Here is a 15,434-nt window from a genome sequence, read left to right as displayed (position 1 = left end):
GTGGTCGTCGTGGTTGATCATGCTCTGCTGGCGTGCGGTGTCGGGCCTGCGCGGGTTCTCGAACAGGCCGAGGTCGAACTTGAGCGTCAGGATCCGCGTGACCGCCTGGTCGAGGTCCTTCTCGTCCAGCAACCCCTCCTCGACGGCCTGCAGGGCGCCCTCGAAGAACTGCGGGGTCGTCATGATCATGTCGTTGCCGGCCTTGACCGCCGCCGCCGCGGCGTGGGCGTAGTCGGGCTGCAGCTTCTGCTCCCAGACCATGCGGCCGACGTTGTCCCAGTCGGTGATCAACGTGCCGGTGTAGCCCCACTCGCCGCGCAGGACCTCGTCGAGCAGCCACGAGTTGACCGTGATCGGCACGCCGTCGGTGGTCTGGTAGCCGAGCATGAACGTCGCGCAGCCCTCTTTCGCGACGCGTTCGAACGGCGGCAGGAACCAGCTCCGGAGCTTGCGCCTCGACAGGTCGGCCTCGCTGGCGTCGCGACCGCCCTGCGTTTCCGAGTAGCCGGCGAAGTGCTTGGCGGTGGCGAGGATGGCGGTGTCGTCCTCCAGGCCGTCGCCCTGGTAGCCGCGGACCATGGCGGCCGCGAGCTCGCCGATCAGCACCGGGTCCTCGCCGAACGTCTCGTCGACCCGTCCCCAGCGCAGGTCCCGCGCGATGCACAGGACCGGAGAGAACGTCCAGTGCACACCGGTCGCCGACGCTTCTACCGCCGTGACCCTGGCGACCTGCTCGACCAGCTGCGGATCCCACGTGGCGGCCATGCCCAGCTGCGTCGGGAAGATCGTGGCGCCTTCGTGGAACGAGTGGCCGTGGATGCAGTCCTCCGCGATGAGCAGCGGGACTTGGAGTCGTGTTCTTTGCGTCAGGTCGTGCGCGCGCAGCACCCGTTCCGGCGAGGTGTGCAGGATCGAGCCGACGTGCTTGCGCAGCACGTGGTCGTCCAGGTCCTCCCTCGAGTCCAGCTGCATCATCTGCCCGACCTTCTCGGCCAGTGTCATGCGGGCCAGGAGGTCGGTGACCCGCTGTGCGGTGGGCAGCGTGGCGTCGAGGTAGGGCACGTCGTCGCGATCCATGTGGTCTCCGAGAGGGCTCGTGCGGCGGCAGCGTTCGTGGGAGCGCTCTCACAGTTTCTAGCTGAAACCGGTTCCGCGCGAAACCGGTTTCAGGATTTCCGGTACAAACGAATCGGTGAAGAAGGCTCCCAACTAGGCCGAACGCGACAAACCGGCTGCCCTTCCGAACAGTGTGTTGCTTTGGCGTGACGCCTTGTCAGGCCCGAAATTTCGGCCCACGACCGCGAACGCCACCGCGTTCAGGCCCCACGCCACGAAGTCGAGCTCGTGACTGGTGATGATCACCGCGGCGACGAAGTGCAACGGCTGGGAGATCGCGGTCGCCACAGCGACCCACTTCGGGAGCCCGGCCTGCCACATCGCCGCGCCCAGCAGGACCGTGCCGATCACGTGGCCCGCGACGAAGACCCCGGCCGCCGTGTCGAGGGCGGGGTGGCTGATGACGTTGCCGTTGGTGGCCGCCGCGTCTCCCGCGACGAGCAGGCCGAGCGACAGGTAGGCCGGGACCAGCAGGATCGCGGCCGCCGTGGTGGTCTTCGGGGCTTGGTCGCGGATTTTGCGCGCGATCCAGATGACGGCCGGGGCGAGGGTCAGCATGCCGACGAAGCCGAGCCAGATCACCCAGTTCATGGTGTCCGGGTGCGCTTGGGCTTTCTGCAGCATCGTCGCCGTGTCGTCGGTGGTGTTGTACGGCAGGATCAGGCGCAGGACGGCGATCGCGGCCGGTCCGATCGGCAGCAGCCACCTCATGACGCCACCGCCTGACGTCCCTTGAGCGTGAGGGCCGCGCCCACTGCTGTCAGCGCGATGGTGGCCGCCGCCGCCGCGATCGCCGGCGCCGGAACGCCAGGCTCGAAGAACGCGGGCACGGCGGCCACGGCGGACAGCCCGCGCAGGACGATCAGCGGCAGGATCGCCCTGCGGGCGCCTCGCCAGGCCGAGATCACCAGGACGAGGCTGGCGAGCCCCAGCGCGGCGGCGACCAGGGCGACGGCCATCGGTGGCGCTTCGCCGTCGGTGAGCAGAGGGAGCAGCAGGTCTGCCACGGAGAGCAGGCCGAGCAGTACGAGTCCGGCGCGGAACATCGGGCACCTCCAGGGTTGGTTGGAGGCAACTGTGGGTTCCGGGGCGTTCCCCGGTCAGGAGAGCGTGATCCGGTGCGGGCAGGAGGTTTCCGGGATGCGGCGGGAACGGGTCCCGGGAGGTGCCGGGACCCGGGGCGTGGGGTCGTCCAGGGAACCGGGGGTCGCGGGTCGTGCGGGCGCGAGGTTGCACGGGACTGGCGGCGCGTGCCGTCTGGGTTCGCGGTGCCGGGAGGCCTGTGGTCGGGAGGGTGCCTGGGATTGGCGGCGCGGTGCCGTGCGGCGCCTGGAGACCTGAGGCGCCCGCGGGTGCGAGGTTCCCGGAGAGCGACGGCATCGTGTTCCCGGACCAGCGGGTGCCGGCCGATTCCCGGGACTTCCCGGGATCGTGATCCCGGGACATCAGGCCCGCGGCGGCCCACACTTACCGGCATGAACATCGGCCGCGCGCTCGCGTCCGGTCTCGGCGGTGTCGTGATCGCCGAGACCGGGGCCGCTGTCGTGGTCGTGTTGCGGCTGGGCTGGACGTGGCAGCAGGCGCTGGACGCGTTCGTGGTGACGAACTCCGCGATGGCGCTGACCTTCGGCATCTGCGGCGCGATCCTCGCCTGGCACCGGCCGCGCAACCCGATCGGCTGGTTGTTCCTCGCGGACGGCCTCGGGCACGCCACGACCGCGCTGTGTGCGCCCTTGGACGGTCCGCTCATCGCGACGATCGCCTCCTACGCGTGGCCGTGGTCGATCGGGTTGTTCCTGCCGTTGTCGCTGGTGCTCTTCCCGGACGGGCGGCTGCCCTCACGGCGGTGGCGTGCGGTGGCCATCGCCATCGTGGTGACGGCGCCGCTGTTCGTGATCGAGCTGGGAGCGGACCCCGAGGGGCCCGGCTACCTGAAGCTGCCGGGATATGCGGAGCTCGGGCCGTTGTGGATCGTGTCGGAGCTGCGGACGCTCCTGGCGTTGCTGGCCGGGGTGGTGGCGCTGGCCGTGCGGTTCCGGCGGGGCGAGGACTCGGTGCTGTGGTTGCTGCTGGCGGCGAGCGTGGCGGCGGCGTTCGTGGTGCCGTGGTCGTTCGTGGCGGGGACGCCGGTGTTCGTGCTGCTGTCGATCCCGTTGATCCCGATCGCGGTGACCATCGCGATCGTGCGGCACCAGCTGCTGGACATCCGGCTCGTCGTGTCGCGCGTCCTGGCCTGGGTGTTGCTGTCCGCGGTGGTGCTCGTCGTTTACGGCCTGCTGGTCGCGGTGCTGGACCGGTTCGTGTCGGCTCAGCTCGGGCGATCAGTCGTGGCCACGGTGGTGGTCGCGTTGCTGGTCGCGCCGGTGTTGCCCCGCCTGCAACGGCTCGTCGACCGCGCTTTGTACGGAGATCGCGGCGATCCGGCACGGGTGGTGTCCAAGGTCGGCGAGCACCTGGCGGGTGAGGGGCTGGCCGGGGTCGTGGAGGCCGTGCGGGTCGCGCTGCGAGTGCCGTACGTGGCACTGGCGGCCGGTCAGCAGTTGGCCAGCAACGGCACGAGACCGGACAACATCGAGGTGGTGCCGTTGGAGTACGACGGCGTGACCGTCGGCGAACTGCACGTGGGCGTGCGCACTGGCGAAAGCACGCTCGGTGCCGCCGACCGCAACGTCCTCCGCCTCGTGGCCGCTCCTCTGGCCGTGGCGGTGCACGCGACGTTGCTGTCCACGCAGCTGCAGGCCTCCCGCGAACGCCTCGTCACCGCACGCGAAGAAGAACGCCGACGGCTGCGCCGAGACCTCCACGACGGCCTCGGCCCTACGCTGACCGGCGTGGCACTGAGCGCCGACGCGGCCACAAACCTGCTGGCCACCGACCCGGACCGCACCCGAAGCCTCCTCACCGGCGTGAGCGCGGACGTCCGGACCGCGATCGCCGACGTCCGCAGGCTCGTGGAAGACCTGCGCCCACCCGCACTGGACGAGCTCGGCCTGCTCGGCGCCCTCCGCCAACGCGCCGAACACCTGGTGCGCACCCCGCTCCAACTGCGCCTCGACGTGCCGGACGAGGTACCCCAGCTCTCAGCCGCGGTAGAGGTCGCCGCCTACCGCATCGCCACGGAAGCCCTGACCAACGTGGTCCGGCACTCGCGAGGTTCCTCGGTGATCCTCCGGTTGAGCTGCGTGGATGAACTCGAAGTCGAGGTCACCGACGACGGACCGCCCAACGGCCCGTGGCGCCCCGGCGTAGGAATGCAGGCGATGCGAGAGAGGGCAGCGGAGCTCGGCGGTGAGGTGGAGGTCGGGCCGACTGAGAGCGGAGGACGGGTGCGGGCGCGCTTGCCGATGGCAGTGGGCGATGGTGTTTCATCGGCGGTGGAGGTGCCGTGACCGACATCCGCGTCGTGATCGCCGACGACCACCCGATCGTCCGCGAGGGCATGAGCGCACTGCTCGCCTCACTCCCGGGCTTCGAGGTCGTCGGCGTGGCCAAGACCGGACGCGAGGCCGTCAAGGAGGTCGTCACCGCACAACCCGACGTCGCCGTGCTCGACCTGCAGATGCCCGACCTCGACGGCATCGCGGCCACCAAGGAGATCGCCCGCGCCGCGCCACAAGTAGCGGTCCTCGTGCTGACGATGTTCTCGGACGACGACTCGGTGTTCGCGGCCATGCGCGCCGGCGCTCGCGGTTACCTCGTCAAAGGTGCCGAGCAGGACGAGATCGCCAGGGCCATCCGCGCGGTCGCGGCGGGCGAGGCGATCTTCGGACCTGCTGTCGCGCAACGGGTTCTCGGCTTCCTCACCGGTCAGTCCGCACGAGAAGCCCCGTTCCCCGAGCTCACGGGCCGCGAACAGCAGATCCTCGACCTGCTCGCCGCGGGCCTGTCCAACGGCGCCATCGCGACCAAGCTCGGCGTCGCGATCAAAACCGTGGCCAACAACGTCTCCGCCATCTTCACGAAGCTCCAGGTCGCCGACCGGGCACAAGCGATCATCCGCGCCCGGGACGCCGGACTCGGCCGCTAGCGAGAAGCGCGAACACCCGAAGGCGACACCGCGAACCGGCCGTCCACCCCGTGCCCGACCGTGTCACCCGCCTGCTCGTCGTCCACGTACCGGTACACGGGATGCCCGCCGATCGTGACCTGCTCGGTGCCGTCCGAGCGCTTGAACGTCGAGAGCAGCTTCGGGTCGAGGCCGGGAGCGTCGAACTGCCCACCCGCCGCGAGCAACGGGATCCACACGAGCGTGCACTCGGCCTCGACGCAGGAAGAAGAAGGCGGCTGCGTGGAGTCCTTCTCGGAGAAGTAGAGCGTGTAGTGGTCGCGGTCGACGACGACGGGGCCGACCGCGGCCGACTGTTCGATCCCCAGCTTCGCGACGTCACCCGGCAGCACCGGGGTCGGACCGGCCACCGGACCGATCGCGGCTTCCAGCTCTTCCGGCGACGCGGTCTCCTCGGCCTGGGCGGAGCAGGCCCCGAGGAACAGGATCAGTGCGAAAACGGCGAATCGGCTCACATCAGAGAACTACGGACGTGGAACGCGAGCAGTTCAGCGCCCCGTCCTCACTTGAAGCTGTAAGACCTCAAAACTGTCTGGCTCACCGCGTTACCGGCTTGATCACGTGCCGCGGCACGCACCGACACGAAGCCTGCCGCCGCCGGATGCTGGATCAGCGCGTGACCGGCGATGATCGGCACACGCCGCCAGGTCTTCCCGTCGTCGAACGACACCTCCACACCCAGCTTCGTGATCCGCGACCCGGCAGGCTTCTGCACCTCGACCTTCAGGCAGTGCAACCGACCGGCCCGTGCCTCCTGGTCAGCGGAAGTCCGCACCACCAGCAACGGCAACGGCCCGTCGGCGAGCTTGTCCGTCACCGTCCAGGTCGCCTCGGCGGACGTGCCGAGCACCGTCCACGGCAGCTCCCGCGCCGCCTGCGACCTGATCTCGTAGACACCGGCGTCCGGAGCGGTGAACGAGCCCCAGCCCGGATACGCCGACGAGCCGATCACCTTGCCGTCCTTGGACAACGTGGTGCCGGCCTGCAAGGCCGCGTTCTGCGACTGCCGATAGGTGTCGTGGCCGCCGGTGGAGAACAACGGGACGTAGACGTCGAGCTTGCCCGCCTTGCGCCGCACGCCCCAGCCCTCGTCGACCGGACCGGTGGCAGGGCCGACCGGCGACTGGTTCCACCGCACGTCGTAGGCGCGGCGGTCGAACATGCGCCGCAGCATCGTCTCGCTCTCGTACCGGTACACCGGCTGGATCTGCTGGTAGTACAGCGTGTTGCTCCAGGACACGTCCTTCGAGGCCAGGAAGTGCTCAGTGCGTCGCAACGGCAACGGGGTGCTGCGCAACGGAACCAGCGCGCCTGCCGAGCCGGGGAACGCCCCGTACACACCTCGAAGCCCGACGGTGCCCGGCACCTCGGCGCCGTACGAGGCCCTCACAGTGGCGAAGTCCCGGCGCTGCGCCTCGAACGCCAGGTCGTCCGGGATCCCGTGCTGGTCCCACCAGATCGGACGCCACAGGTCGTCACCGGAGACGAGCGCGGGGGAGAGGTGGAACGTGTAGACCCGGTCGGTGATCTTCCCGGTCGGCGTGGCGTAGAGCGGCGCGGTCGGGTCCGCCACGTAGCTGACGCCGGCTCGTCCGACGCTGAGGCCGAAGTCGTTCGCCTCGGACTTCGTGTCGACTCCCTTGACCGCCGACGTGACGGGCGTGGCCGTGCGGGCATCGAGTGTGATCGCCGTGTCGCGGTCGAGGTTCAGCGCGGCTTTGGTCACGATCGACCGCGGCCCGGACACGTTGCCCGCGTACGGATCGGCCAGTGCCGCCTGGATGTCGTAGGTGCCCTTGGGCAGACGGTAGGTGAACTCGTTCTGGTTGAACGCGTAGATCGACCCGGCGCCGAGACCGGTGGTGGCGTTCACGATGTTGCCGACCGACAACTGCGGGACGTTGCCGTTGCGGCCGAAAGTCGTGATGGTGAGACCGAACCGCTCGCCCTCGACCTGGCCGCCGATCGCCGTGCTCAGCGATGTCGTGCCGCCAGAAGCCACCACCCGCCCGGTGAACTCCCCTTCGGCACCGGGCACGATCGTCACGTTCACCGCGGCAGTCCCGTGCGCGGGAACCGCGACCTTCGAACTGTCCACCGTGTACGGTGCGGGCACGGTGACGGCGAGCTCCAGAGCCGCGTCACCGTCGTTGCGGTAGGTCAGCGTCCTGGTGATCGGACCGGAGTGCGGCCACTTCATCAGCCCGAACGACAGACTTCCCGGCGACGAGGTCAAAGTCGTCCTGACCGCGTTGCCGGCGTCGAGCCGCCCGGCACCCTGCGCGTACACCGACAGGTTCAGCGGCTTGCTCGCGGCCATCAGCGCGGCCTTGAGCTGCGGAGCCTTCCAGCCGGGGTGCTGCTGGGCGAGCACCGCCGCCGCTCCCGTCACGTGCGGCGTGGCCATCGACGTGCCGGAAGCGCTGGTGTAGTTGGCGTCCACGGGCGTGCCCATCGACGTGCCGGCCGCCCGTGCCGCGATGATCGCCGAACCGGGTGCCGCGATGTCGGGCTTGATCGCCCCGTCGCCGACGCGCGGCCCGCGGCTGGAGAACGAGCTCAACGCGTCGGCCTTGGTCACACTGCCGACCGTCAACGCGGCATCGGCGGCACCCGGCGAGGCGACCGACCCGGCCGTACCCGAGTTGCCCGCCGCGATCACGAACAACGTGCCCGTCTGCGCGGTGAGGTTGTTGACCGCCTGAGACATCGGGTCCGTGCCGTCGGTGGCGCCACCGCCGAGGCTGAGGTTCACGACCTGGGCGCCGCTGGCCGCGGCCCATTCCATGCCCTCGATGATCGCCGAGTTCGGGCAGCTGCCGGTCGAGTCGCAGACCTTGCCCACCAAGAGCTTCGCGTCCGGCGCGACGCCCTTGTACCTGCCGTTGCTGGCCGAACCGGATCCCGCGATGATGCTCGCGGTGTGGCTGCCGTGCCCGTGCTGGTCGATGCTCGGCCCGCCACCGGTCAGGAAGTCCTTGTGCCCAACGACAACACCCTGGAAGTCGGGGTGCGCCGGGTCGTAGCCGGAGTCGAGGTCCGCGACCGTCACGCCCTTGCCGGTGAACCCGGCCTGCCACGCGGCCGGCGCGCCGATCTGCGCGTTGCTCTCGTCGTCGATCAGCCGGGCGTTGGCGTCGAGCCAGATCTTCTTCACCGAACTGGCGGCGAAGACACCCGGCGAAGCCGTGACCGCGGTCGCGTTGATGCTGCTCAGGAATCGGCCGCTCAAAGTCGCAGGACCGTCGTGGCTCACGATCAACGGCAACGGCTTGCCCGCGAAGCCTTCCCGCACCAGCTCGGTCACGTTGAACAGCCGCCGGTCGACCCGGCCCGACGCCACGTCGTCGACCGCGTCGGCGGGGAACACGAACGCGTCACCGTTGTCGGTGAGCCGGACGAACTCGACCTTCTCCCGGCCGTCGGCGGCTTTCACCTCGACGTCGGCGCCGTGCACGAACACGGTGTCACCGGTGATCAGCGTGATGACGTCCGGCTGAAGCGGTGGTGTCCCCGGCGGTTCCTCGGCCTGGGCCGGTGCGGGGAGTGAGAGCAGGGCGATCGCCGAGAACGCGGCGACGAATCTGCGCATGGGAAGTCCGTTCGCTGGCAGGGCGTGGCGGCGGACGACCCGACGCTAGCGATCTCCCGATGCGTTGTCACACAACGGAAGAAAACTTGACTCGGGAAGACAACGGGACCGGATCGGTGACGCGCGGTGGTACAGGTGGTGCTCCGTCTCCGCTGCCTCGACGTGCCGGGCTGCAACTCCACCAACGGCACGCAGCTCGTGCTGTGGGACTGCAACGGCGGCGCGAACCAGAAGTGGACCTCACCACAGGAAGACCAGCCTGAGGAAGAAGACGACCAGGACGAACGCGGGGATCAGCAGCAACACCTTGCCGAGGATCGCGAGGAGGTGACTGTTGGTCCGCGGACCCATCGCCCGCCTCCGCACGCCGATCTCCCGCAGCGCCGCCTGCACCGCTTGGGCGACGTAGAACACGGCCGAGGCCGGCAACTTCTTGTCGCCGGGAAAGGGCCCCACGGGCTGTACCCGCGGGGTCCAGTCCTCTTTGAACACGACGACATCGGACGTCCACCTGCCGGGAACTGCGGTGACCTTCGCGGGCTTCGGCAGGTGGGCGTCCAGCCGTTCGGCGAGGTCGGGCCTGCCACCGGGGATCAGCAGGACGAGCTTGCCCGGTGGCTGGGTGGCGCGCGCCTGGTCGACCTCCCACCACACGCCGTCGCCGTCACCGAGTCGCAGCACGATCAGTTGTGACATCTCCATCAGCCGCAGCACACCGGTCTGCCAGTCGTCGCCCGGCAGGTAGAACCGCGCCGCACCGAGGTGCGGCAGCTGCTCACCCGGCCTGCCCACCGCGACGACGGGACCGAACGCCCTGAGTGCGCCGATGAGGTGTTCCTCGCGCGAGTGGATGCTCGCCAGACCGGTCGACAGCATTCCGGGCAGTTCGTCGACGACCGCCGCCTCGGGGTCGTCACCGAAGCCGCGCAGGTACAGCACCGGTCTGCGCCAGTCGGCCCGCAGTGCCTGTGCCGCACTTCGCGTGGACCGGGGGCGCGAGTACTTCAGGACGTAGTAGGCGACGGGCAACGCCACGAGACCGCCTGCGAGGAGGAATCCTCTTGCGGCCCAAGGGAGTTCGTTGGCCCGGGTCGCCGCGACGAACGCGAAGAAGCCGGACACCAGGAACGTGTGGCCGATCCCGCTGACGACGAGGAACACAGGACGCCGCCACCACGGCCGCGGTGGCACGAACTGGTCGACCAGCTCGACGACGTCGGCGTTCCGCTTGCGCCGCCGGTGCCGCAGGACGAGCGCGGCGGCGGTGAGGATCGCGCCGGCCACCAGCCACGGCAGCGCGCGTGCCCAGGCTTCGGCGGACCTCCTGTCGAACCCCTGCTGGTCCTCCTCGATCTTCTCGGCCACGTCGTCGGTGAACCGGCGGGCGAGATCGAAGTCGCCGTCCTCGACGGCATCGGTGCCGAGGGAGATCGAGGCGCCCGCGCGGCTGCTGGCCTGCGTGTGGGCTCTGAACCAGGTGTCGACCGCGTGCGCGTCGGCGGATGAACGGCTGTCGAGGGCGGCGAGGAAGGCGGCGTACTGGGCCGGCGCGTCGTGGAAGGCGTTGCGCTCCCTCAGATCTATGGCCGCGGTGATGGCGAGCAGCAACGCCACATAGGTGACGACGGCCGCGACCGCCGTGACGGTCCGGTTCAGCGTTCTCACGCCGGGACTCTCACTCTGAGCTGCGGCAGCATCCTGCCTGGAACTGACCCGGACGCGATCTCGCCGACGCGTTCGGCCCCCATCCTCAGGTAGAAGCCTTCCGCGAACGGCTCGGCGTCGATGTCGAGCTGCTCGTGCCCCAGTTCCCGCGCGGTGGCCAGCGCGTCCTCCCACAGCACCCGCCCCAGCCCGGTGCCGATCGTGTCCGGCCTGACCCACAGGTTGCCGAGCTCGCCCACCGGTGGGGAGCCGTCGACGCTGTAGAACCCGGTCACCGCCCCGTGCTCCTCGGCGACCACGATGTGCCGCCGGGCGACGTCATCGCCGGTGAAGGTCAGCTCGGGCCGGCACGCCTCGATGAAGGAGTCGTCGTAGCCCCAGAAAGCCTTGGCGGCCAGTGCCAGTTCGGTCAGCGTGCCCGCCTCGTCCGGCAGAGCGCGTCGCAGGATGGTCACGCGCCCACGTTACGGCCGGGTGATCGCCGCCAGCATGAGTTCACGGATCTCCGTCGCGATCTCGTCCACCGCGAGCGGCGGCTGGTGCGCCTGCCACTCCCGCAACAGCCCCGTGATCGCCCCGACCAGCGCGATCGCCGTCAGCCGGTACGACCGCTGCGGCGCGACACCGGCAGCGGCCGCTCGCAGCGCCTCCGACTCGATGAACTCCGCCCACGTGTTCACCCACCGCACGTGCTGCTGCTCGATCTCCGCGTTCACCCCGACGGCCTCCACGTAGTTGAGGCGCGGCGCACGGGGATCGGCGGTCACGGTGCGCACGAAGACGTCCAGCAGGGTCGCGACGCGGGTCTCGACGTCCGCGGTCCCCAGTTCGGTGAGCGCCGTGCGGACCTCGGTGAACGCCGTGGCGTTGATCAGGTCGTGCAGCTCGCGGAGCAGGTCCTCCTTCGAGGCGAACTCCTCGTAGAAGTTCCGCGTGGAGACCCCGGCCTCGGTGCACAGCTCGGTGATCCTGGTGGCCGCGAAGCCCGTGCTGGTGAACAGCGCCAGACCGGCCTGCAGCAGCTTCGCCCGGCGGTCAGCCTTGCGCTGCTCGGGTGATACGCCGGCGTAGGCACGGGCCACTGGAGGTGCTCCAATCTGGTAACTCGGGTTGTCAGATTACGACGGCGCAACCTCGCGCGCACCCCAGGCGTCTAGACCTTTACGCGGGGACTCAGCTGCCGGTCGCGCTCTTCTCGAGCGCCGGGCAGCCACCGGTGGTGTAGCGGGTGTCGTACTCGAAATGCCACTGCTCGTTTTCGTAACGGCGGCACCAGCCGAGGGTGCTGCCGTTTTTCTCGACCCATTGTGCCGATTCGATCGGCTGGATGTCGACGGCATATCCGTGCACGTGCGCCGAGCGGTCCGGCGGGTTCAGCACATAACGCGACGCGAGTTCTTCGGTGCCGAACTTCTTGACCGCCTCGTCGAACTCCTTCCGCTGTTGCTGACGGCTGCGCTTGCCGTCGTTCAGGCAGAGGAAAGCGCCCTGCTCAGAGGCCCTGGCGCGCAACGACCTCCAGGCTTTCAGCACATCGGGACGCAGGCCGTCGGGCACCTCGTCCAGGTAGCGCGCGTCGATTGTGCACTTCGGTCCGTCGGCTGGCCCTGGCACTTCCTCGACGATCGCGAGCGGCTTTCCCGGATGCCGGTCGAACACGAGCGTCAATCTGCCCAGGTAACCCAGCGCGGCGCCGGTGGAAACCACGAGTGTGACGATCAGCAGCGCGCCGAACACGACACGTCTGGAGGTCTTGGACATGATTTCGATAATACGTGTGCGCGCAACGTCGTCGGTCAGCAACCCGTAACAGTCCGTCGGCAGCTGTGTCGCGGTGAACGTGTCGCAGCACACAGCCGTTCGGCCCAATCACGCTTTCGGCGGAGCGTGTGAATGTGATCGGTGAACGTTTCCTGGCCCCTTTCGCGGCGACGAAACATGATGGCAACATCTGCGTCGGCCGAGAACCGGCCCGTTTTTGTGAGGTCTCAGGAGGACCGCTTTCATGTCCGGCCGCATTCTTGCGTTCGTTGCAGTGCTCGTCTCGCTTCTCGCCTTCGCCGGCACCGCGCAGGCAGCCCCGGCTCAGCACCGGGGAACCGCGCTGGTGCTCACCGTCCAGTACTCGGACGTCGAGGACAACGCCTTCAAGGCAACCGTCCTGACCTGCGAACGAGGCGACAACCACCCGCGCAGGGCCCTCGCCTGCGCGACGCTCGCCTCCACTGGTGCCGACCTGCGGGCCATGTCCTCGGACGACCGCGCCTGCACGTTCATCTACGCGCCGGTCGAGGTGTCCATGTTCGGCTTCTGGCGAGGTGAACCGGTCACCCAGGTTCACACGTACCCGAACTCGTGCGTCATGCTGGCGCACACCGGTGCTGTGTTCGATTTTTAGTTTCGATCACGGCACCGGCCATTAATGTGCAGCGGGGCGCGGCAGGGGCGCCCCGCTGCACATTTTCTTACGCGTGAAATGGGTGTTGCGCCGAATGGCGGCTCAGGCGCCGCGCGTGCGAGGGTGTGATCATGGCCGCCATCTCGCGCTTCCCGCTGCTGTCCTGGACGACCATCACCCCCGTGCTCGGCGTGCTGCTGCTCGTCGTGGCCTGGGGGCGTGACCTCGCCCCCGTGCTCGTCGCACTGGTCGCCGTCGTGCTCGCCGCGACCGTGCTGGCCGCCGTGCACCACGCCGAGGTCGTCGCGCTGCGGGTGGGGGAGCCGTTCGGATCACTGGTCCTCGCGGTCGCGGTCACGATCATCGAGGTGGCCCTGATCGTCACGCTGATGGTGTCCGGCGGCCCCGAAGCGTCTTCTCTCGCCCGCGACACGGTGTTCGCCGCGGTCATGATCACCACGAACGGCATCGTCGGCATCGCCTTGCTGCTGGGCGCTTTGAAGCACGGCACCACGTTGTTCAACGCCGAGGGCAGCGGCGGCGCGCTCGCCACGGTGATCACGCTCGCCACCCTGACGCTCGTGCTGCCGACGTTCACGACCACGACACCCGGCCCCGAGTTCTCCGGCCCGCAGCTCGCGTTCGCCGCACTCGCTTCCCTGGCCCTGTACGCGATGTTCGTGTTCACCCAGACCGTCCGGCACCGCGACTTCTTCCTGCCGGTCACGGAGGAAGGCGTGATCGAGACCGAGGAACACGCCGAAGCGCCGTCCGCCAAGGCCGCCCTGGCGTCGCTCGGCTTCCTGCTCGTCGCGCTGATCGCCGTGGTCGGCCTCGCGAAGATCGAGTCACCCGCGATCGAGGCGGGTGTGCGCGCGGCGGGGTTCCCGCAGTCGTTCGTCGGCGTCGTGATCGCCCTGCTGGTGCTGCTGCCCGAGACGATCGCCGCTGCCCGCGCGGCGTTGCGCGACCGCATCCAGACCAGCCTCAACCTCGGCTACGGCTCGGCGATCGCGAGCATCGGCCTGACGATCCCGACCATCGCGCTGGCCACCGTGTGGCTCGACGGTCCGCTGCTGCTCGGGCTCGGCTCGACGCAGATGATCCTGTTGCTGCTCACGGTTCTGGTCAGCGTCCTGACCGTGGTGCCGGGCCGCGCGACCAGGCTGCAGGGTGGCGTGCACCTGGTGCTGCTGGCGGCGTTCCTGTTCCTCGCCGTCAATCCGTAGGCGTTCCCTCAAGGTGTGAATCCATAAAGCCGAAGAGCCTATTGCGGCGTTACGACGTTCGGTCCTACATTGCGGTAACGCCGGTTACCACAAAGGGGTCCAACGATGCAGCTCCGTGCCGTGCTCGCCGCCGTTCTCCTGTTATCCGCCCTGGTCACACCCGCTGCCGCGGCCGCGCCGGGCGATCTGGTCAGCAGCAGGGAGGTGGCGTGGCATCCGGAGCCGCTGCGACTCCTGCCCGCCCCGGTCAAGGCCTACGACATCCGCTACAACTCGACGTCCGCGACCGGCACGAGCACCGTCGTGTCCGGCATGGTGCTCGTCTCGCCGCTGCCGTGGACCAACGGCCCGCGCCCGATCGTCGCCTACGCCATGGGCACGCAGGGAATGGGCGACCAGTGCGCGCCGTCGCAGCAGCTGCAGAACGGCACCGAGGTCGAGATCGCGTTCCTCTCGCAGGCCATGTTCAACGGCTGGGCGGTCGCCGTCACGGACTACGAAGGCCTTGGCACGCCAGGAGATCACACCTACGCCGTGGCCCGCTCGGAAGGCCGCGCACTGCTGGACGTCGCACGGGCGGCTCAGGAGGTTCCCGGTCTGTCCGCGGCCGCCCCGGTCGGCGTTTTCGGTTACTCGCAAGGTGGTCAGGCCGCGTCGGCCGCCGCTGAGCAGTGGAAGTCTTATGCGCCTTCGCTGAACGTCGTCGGCGTCGCGGCCGGTGGTGTGCCGGCCGACCTGAACGCGGTCGCGAAGTTCAACGACGGCAACGCCGGTTCCGGCCTGGTGTTCGCAGCTGCCGCCGGGTACGCCGCGGCCTACCCCGAACTGCCGTTGACCGACGTGTTGAACGCCCGCGGCAAGCAGGTCATCGACCAGATCCGCGGCTCGTGCGTCGCCGAGATCGCCCTGGTGGCACCGTTCACGCGCCTGAACTCGCTGACCACCCAGCCGGACGTCATCCAGAACCCGTTGTGGCAGAAGCGTTTGGCGGAGAACACGCTCGGCTCGGTCAAGCCCGCCGCACCCGTGTACCTCTACCACGGCACGCTGGACGAGCTCATCCCGTTCGCCGTCGGGCAGAAGCTGCGCTCGCAGTGGTGCTCACTCGGCGCGGACGTGCAGTGGACGGCGCTTCCGTTGCTGGGACACGTGAGCGCGGTCAGCGCGTGGGGCTCGAACGCGCTGCTCTGGCTCGGCGACCGCTTCGCCGGGAAGGCCACGCGCCCTAACTGCTGATGATCGCGGCGGCCAGGGCGGGGAACCAGGCCACCGGGGCGAGGAAGCCGTGTGCGAGCAGCAACACCGTACTTCGTGCCCGCCGCGATGCCTGCGACGTGCGTGCCGTGACCGTTGTCGTCCTGCGCGATC

At 69.2% G+C, this 15,434-nt stretch carries 14 protein-coding genes and 1 pseudogene; 6 read left to right on the top strand and 9 right to left on the bottom strand.

Going from position 1 to position 15,434, the window contains the following annotated elements:
- From ABZX92_RS40875 to ABZX92_RS40865, 3 genes are all read right to left on the bottom strand, one after another.
- A partial coding sequence (locus ABZX92_RS40875; RefSeq protein WP_355570855.1) for a glycoside hydrolase family 3 protein occupies nt 1-1,077 on the bottom strand: 1,077 nt, incomplete at its 3' end.
- Between the two features lie 132 nt (nt 1,078-1,209).
- Complete coding sequence (locus ABZX92_RS40870) at nt 1,210-1,827, bottom strand: hypothetical protein (RefSeq protein WP_355570854.1); 618 nt, start codon at nt 1,825-1,827, stop codon at nt 1,210-1,212.
- Nucleotides 1,824-2,162 carry a hypothetical protein gene (locus ABZX92_RS40865; protein ID WP_355570853.1) on the bottom strand — a complete coding sequence of 113 codons (339 nt, stop codon included), beginning with the start codon at nt 2,160-2,162 and terminating at the stop codon, nt 1,824-1,826. Before ABZX92_RS40865 ends, ABZX92_RS40870 begins: the two co-directional genes overlap by 4 nt.
- 429 nt (nt 2,163-2,591) lie before the next feature.
- Here ABZX92_RS40865 and ABZX92_RS40860 point away from each other — a divergent pair, with 429 nt between their 5' ends.
- Entirely contained in the window at nt 2,592-4,505 is a 1,914-nt protein-coding gene (locus tag ABZX92_RS40860; RefSeq protein ID WP_355570852.1) for a sensor histidine kinase, read from the top strand.
- Entirely contained in the window at nt 4,502-5,143 is a 642-nt protein-coding gene (locus ABZX92_RS40855) for a response regulator transcription factor (RefSeq protein ID WP_355570851.1), read from the top strand. Before ABZX92_RS40860 ends, ABZX92_RS40855 begins: the two co-directional genes overlap by 4 nt.
- On the opposite strand, the gene ABZX92_RS40850 is transcribed toward ABZX92_RS40855, so the two are convergent.
- Together ABZX92_RS40850 and ABZX92_RS40845 are read right to left on the bottom strand one after the other, a co-directional pair.
- Nucleotides 5,140-5,637, bottom strand: coding sequence for a hypothetical protein (locus ABZX92_RS40850; RefSeq protein WP_355570850.1), 498 nt, complete (start codon nt 5,635-5,637; stop codon nt 5,140-5,142). The genes ABZX92_RS40855 and ABZX92_RS40850 overlap by 4 nt on opposite strands.
- Nucleotides 5,638-5,684: 47 nt before the next feature.
- Nucleotides 5,685-8,774, bottom strand: coding sequence for a S8 family serine peptidase (locus tag ABZX92_RS40845; protein ID WP_355570849.1), 3,090 nt, complete (start codon nt 8,772-8,774; stop codon nt 5,685-5,687).
- Nucleotides 8,775-8,900: 126 nt separating this feature from the next.
- Between ABZX92_RS40845 and ABZX92_RS40840 the strand changes: the two are divergent.
- Nucleotides 8,901-9,005, top strand: a pseudogene (locus ABZX92_RS40840) (hypothetical protein); the annotation flags it as partial.
- A 9-nt stretch (nt 9,006-9,014) separates the two neighbouring features.
- On the opposite strand, the gene ABZX92_RS40835 reads toward ABZX92_RS40840, so the two are convergent.
- The 4 genes from ABZX92_RS40835 to ABZX92_RS40820 form a co-directional block, all read right to left on the bottom strand.
- Nucleotides 9,015-10,439 (bottom strand): hypothetical protein, encoded by a 1,425-nt coding sequence (locus ABZX92_RS40835; RefSeq protein WP_355570848.1) that lies wholly within the window; start codon nt 10,437-10,439, stop codon nt 9,015-9,017.
- On the bottom strand, nt 10,436-10,894 hold the full coding sequence (locus tag ABZX92_RS40830; RefSeq protein ID WP_355570847.1) for a GNAT family N-acetyltransferase: 459 nt from the start codon (nt 10,892-10,894) through the stop codon (nt 10,436-10,438). The genes ABZX92_RS40835 and ABZX92_RS40830 overlap by 4 nt, the downstream gene beginning before the upstream one ends.
- A 9-nt stretch (nt 10,895-10,903) precedes the next feature.
- Entirely contained in the window at nt 10,904-11,521 is a 618-nt protein-coding gene (locus ABZX92_RS40825) for a TetR/AcrR family transcriptional regulator (RefSeq protein WP_355570846.1), read from the bottom strand.
- Nucleotides 11,522-11,612: 91 nt separating this feature from the next.
- Nucleotides 11,613-12,242, bottom strand: coding sequence for a D-alanyl-D-alanine carboxypeptidase family protein (locus ABZX92_RS40820; RefSeq protein WP_355570845.1), 630 nt, complete (start codon nt 12,240-12,242; stop codon nt 11,613-11,615).
- Between the two features lie 202 nt (nt 12,243-12,444).
- On the opposite strand from ABZX92_RS40820, the gene ABZX92_RS40815 reads away from it, so the two are divergent.
- The 3 genes from ABZX92_RS40815 (at nt 12,445) to ABZX92_RS40805 (ending at nt 15,302) form a co-directional block, all read left to right on the top strand.
- Nucleotides 12,445-12,837, top strand: coding sequence for an SSI family serine proteinase inhibitor (locus tag ABZX92_RS40815; protein WP_355570844.1), 393 nt, complete (start codon nt 12,445-12,447; stop codon nt 12,835-12,837).
- A gap of 131 nt (nt 12,838-12,968) precedes the next feature.
- Entirely contained in the window at nt 12,969-14,066 is a 1,098-nt protein-coding gene (locus tag ABZX92_RS40810) for an ionic transporter y4hA (RefSeq protein ID WP_355570843.1), read from the top strand.
- A 105-nt stretch (nt 14,067-14,171) separates the two neighbouring features.
- Complete coding sequence (locus tag ABZX92_RS40805) at nt 14,172-15,302, top strand: lipase family protein (protein WP_355570842.1); 1,131 nt, start codon at nt 14,172-14,174, stop codon at nt 15,300-15,302.
- The last annotated feature ends 132 nt before the right edge of the window (nt 15,303-15,434 follow it).

Origin of the sequence: Lentzea sp. NPDC006480, assembly GCF_040611995.1 — a bacterium.
Classification (GTDB): Bacteria; Actinomycetota; Actinomycetes; order Mycobacteriales; family Pseudonocardiaceae; genus Lentzea.
The sequence above is the reverse complement of the archived record's forward strand: the minus strand, read 5'-3'. Positions and strand labels throughout refer to the sequence as shown.

What these genes read in the sequence shown, in the direction of transcription:
- ABZX92_RS40870 (WP_355570854.1), bottom strand. Translation starts at nt 1,827, where the DNA reads ATGAGGTGGCTGCTGCCGATCGGACCGGCCGCGATCGCCGTCCTGCGC.
- ABZX92_RS40860 (WP_355570852.1), top strand. Translation starts at nt 2,592, where the DNA reads ATGAACATCGGCCGCGCGCTCGCGTCCGGTCTCGGCGGTGTCGTGATC.
- ABZX92_RS40845 (WP_355570849.1), bottom strand. Translation starts at nt 8,774, where the DNA reads ATGCGCAGATTCGTCGCCGCGTTCTCGGCGATCGCCCTGCTCTCACTC.
- ABZX92_RS40805 (WP_355570842.1), top strand. Translation starts at nt 14,172, where the DNA reads ATGCAGCTCCGTGCCGTGCTCGCCGCCGTTCTCCTGTTATCCGCCCTG.
- ABZX92_RS40815 (WP_355570844.1), top strand. Translation starts at nt 12,445, where the DNA reads ATGTCCGGCCGCATTCTTGCGTTCGTTGCAGTGCTCGTCTCGCTTCTC.
- ABZX92_RS40810 (WP_355570843.1), top strand. Translation starts at nt 12,969, where the DNA reads ATGGCCGCCATCTCGCGCTTCCCGCTGCTGTCCTGGACGACCATCACC.
- ABZX92_RS40865 (WP_355570853.1), bottom strand. Translation starts at nt 2,162, where the DNA reads ATGTTCCGCGCCGGACTCGTACTGCTCGGCCTGCTCTCCGTGGCAGAC.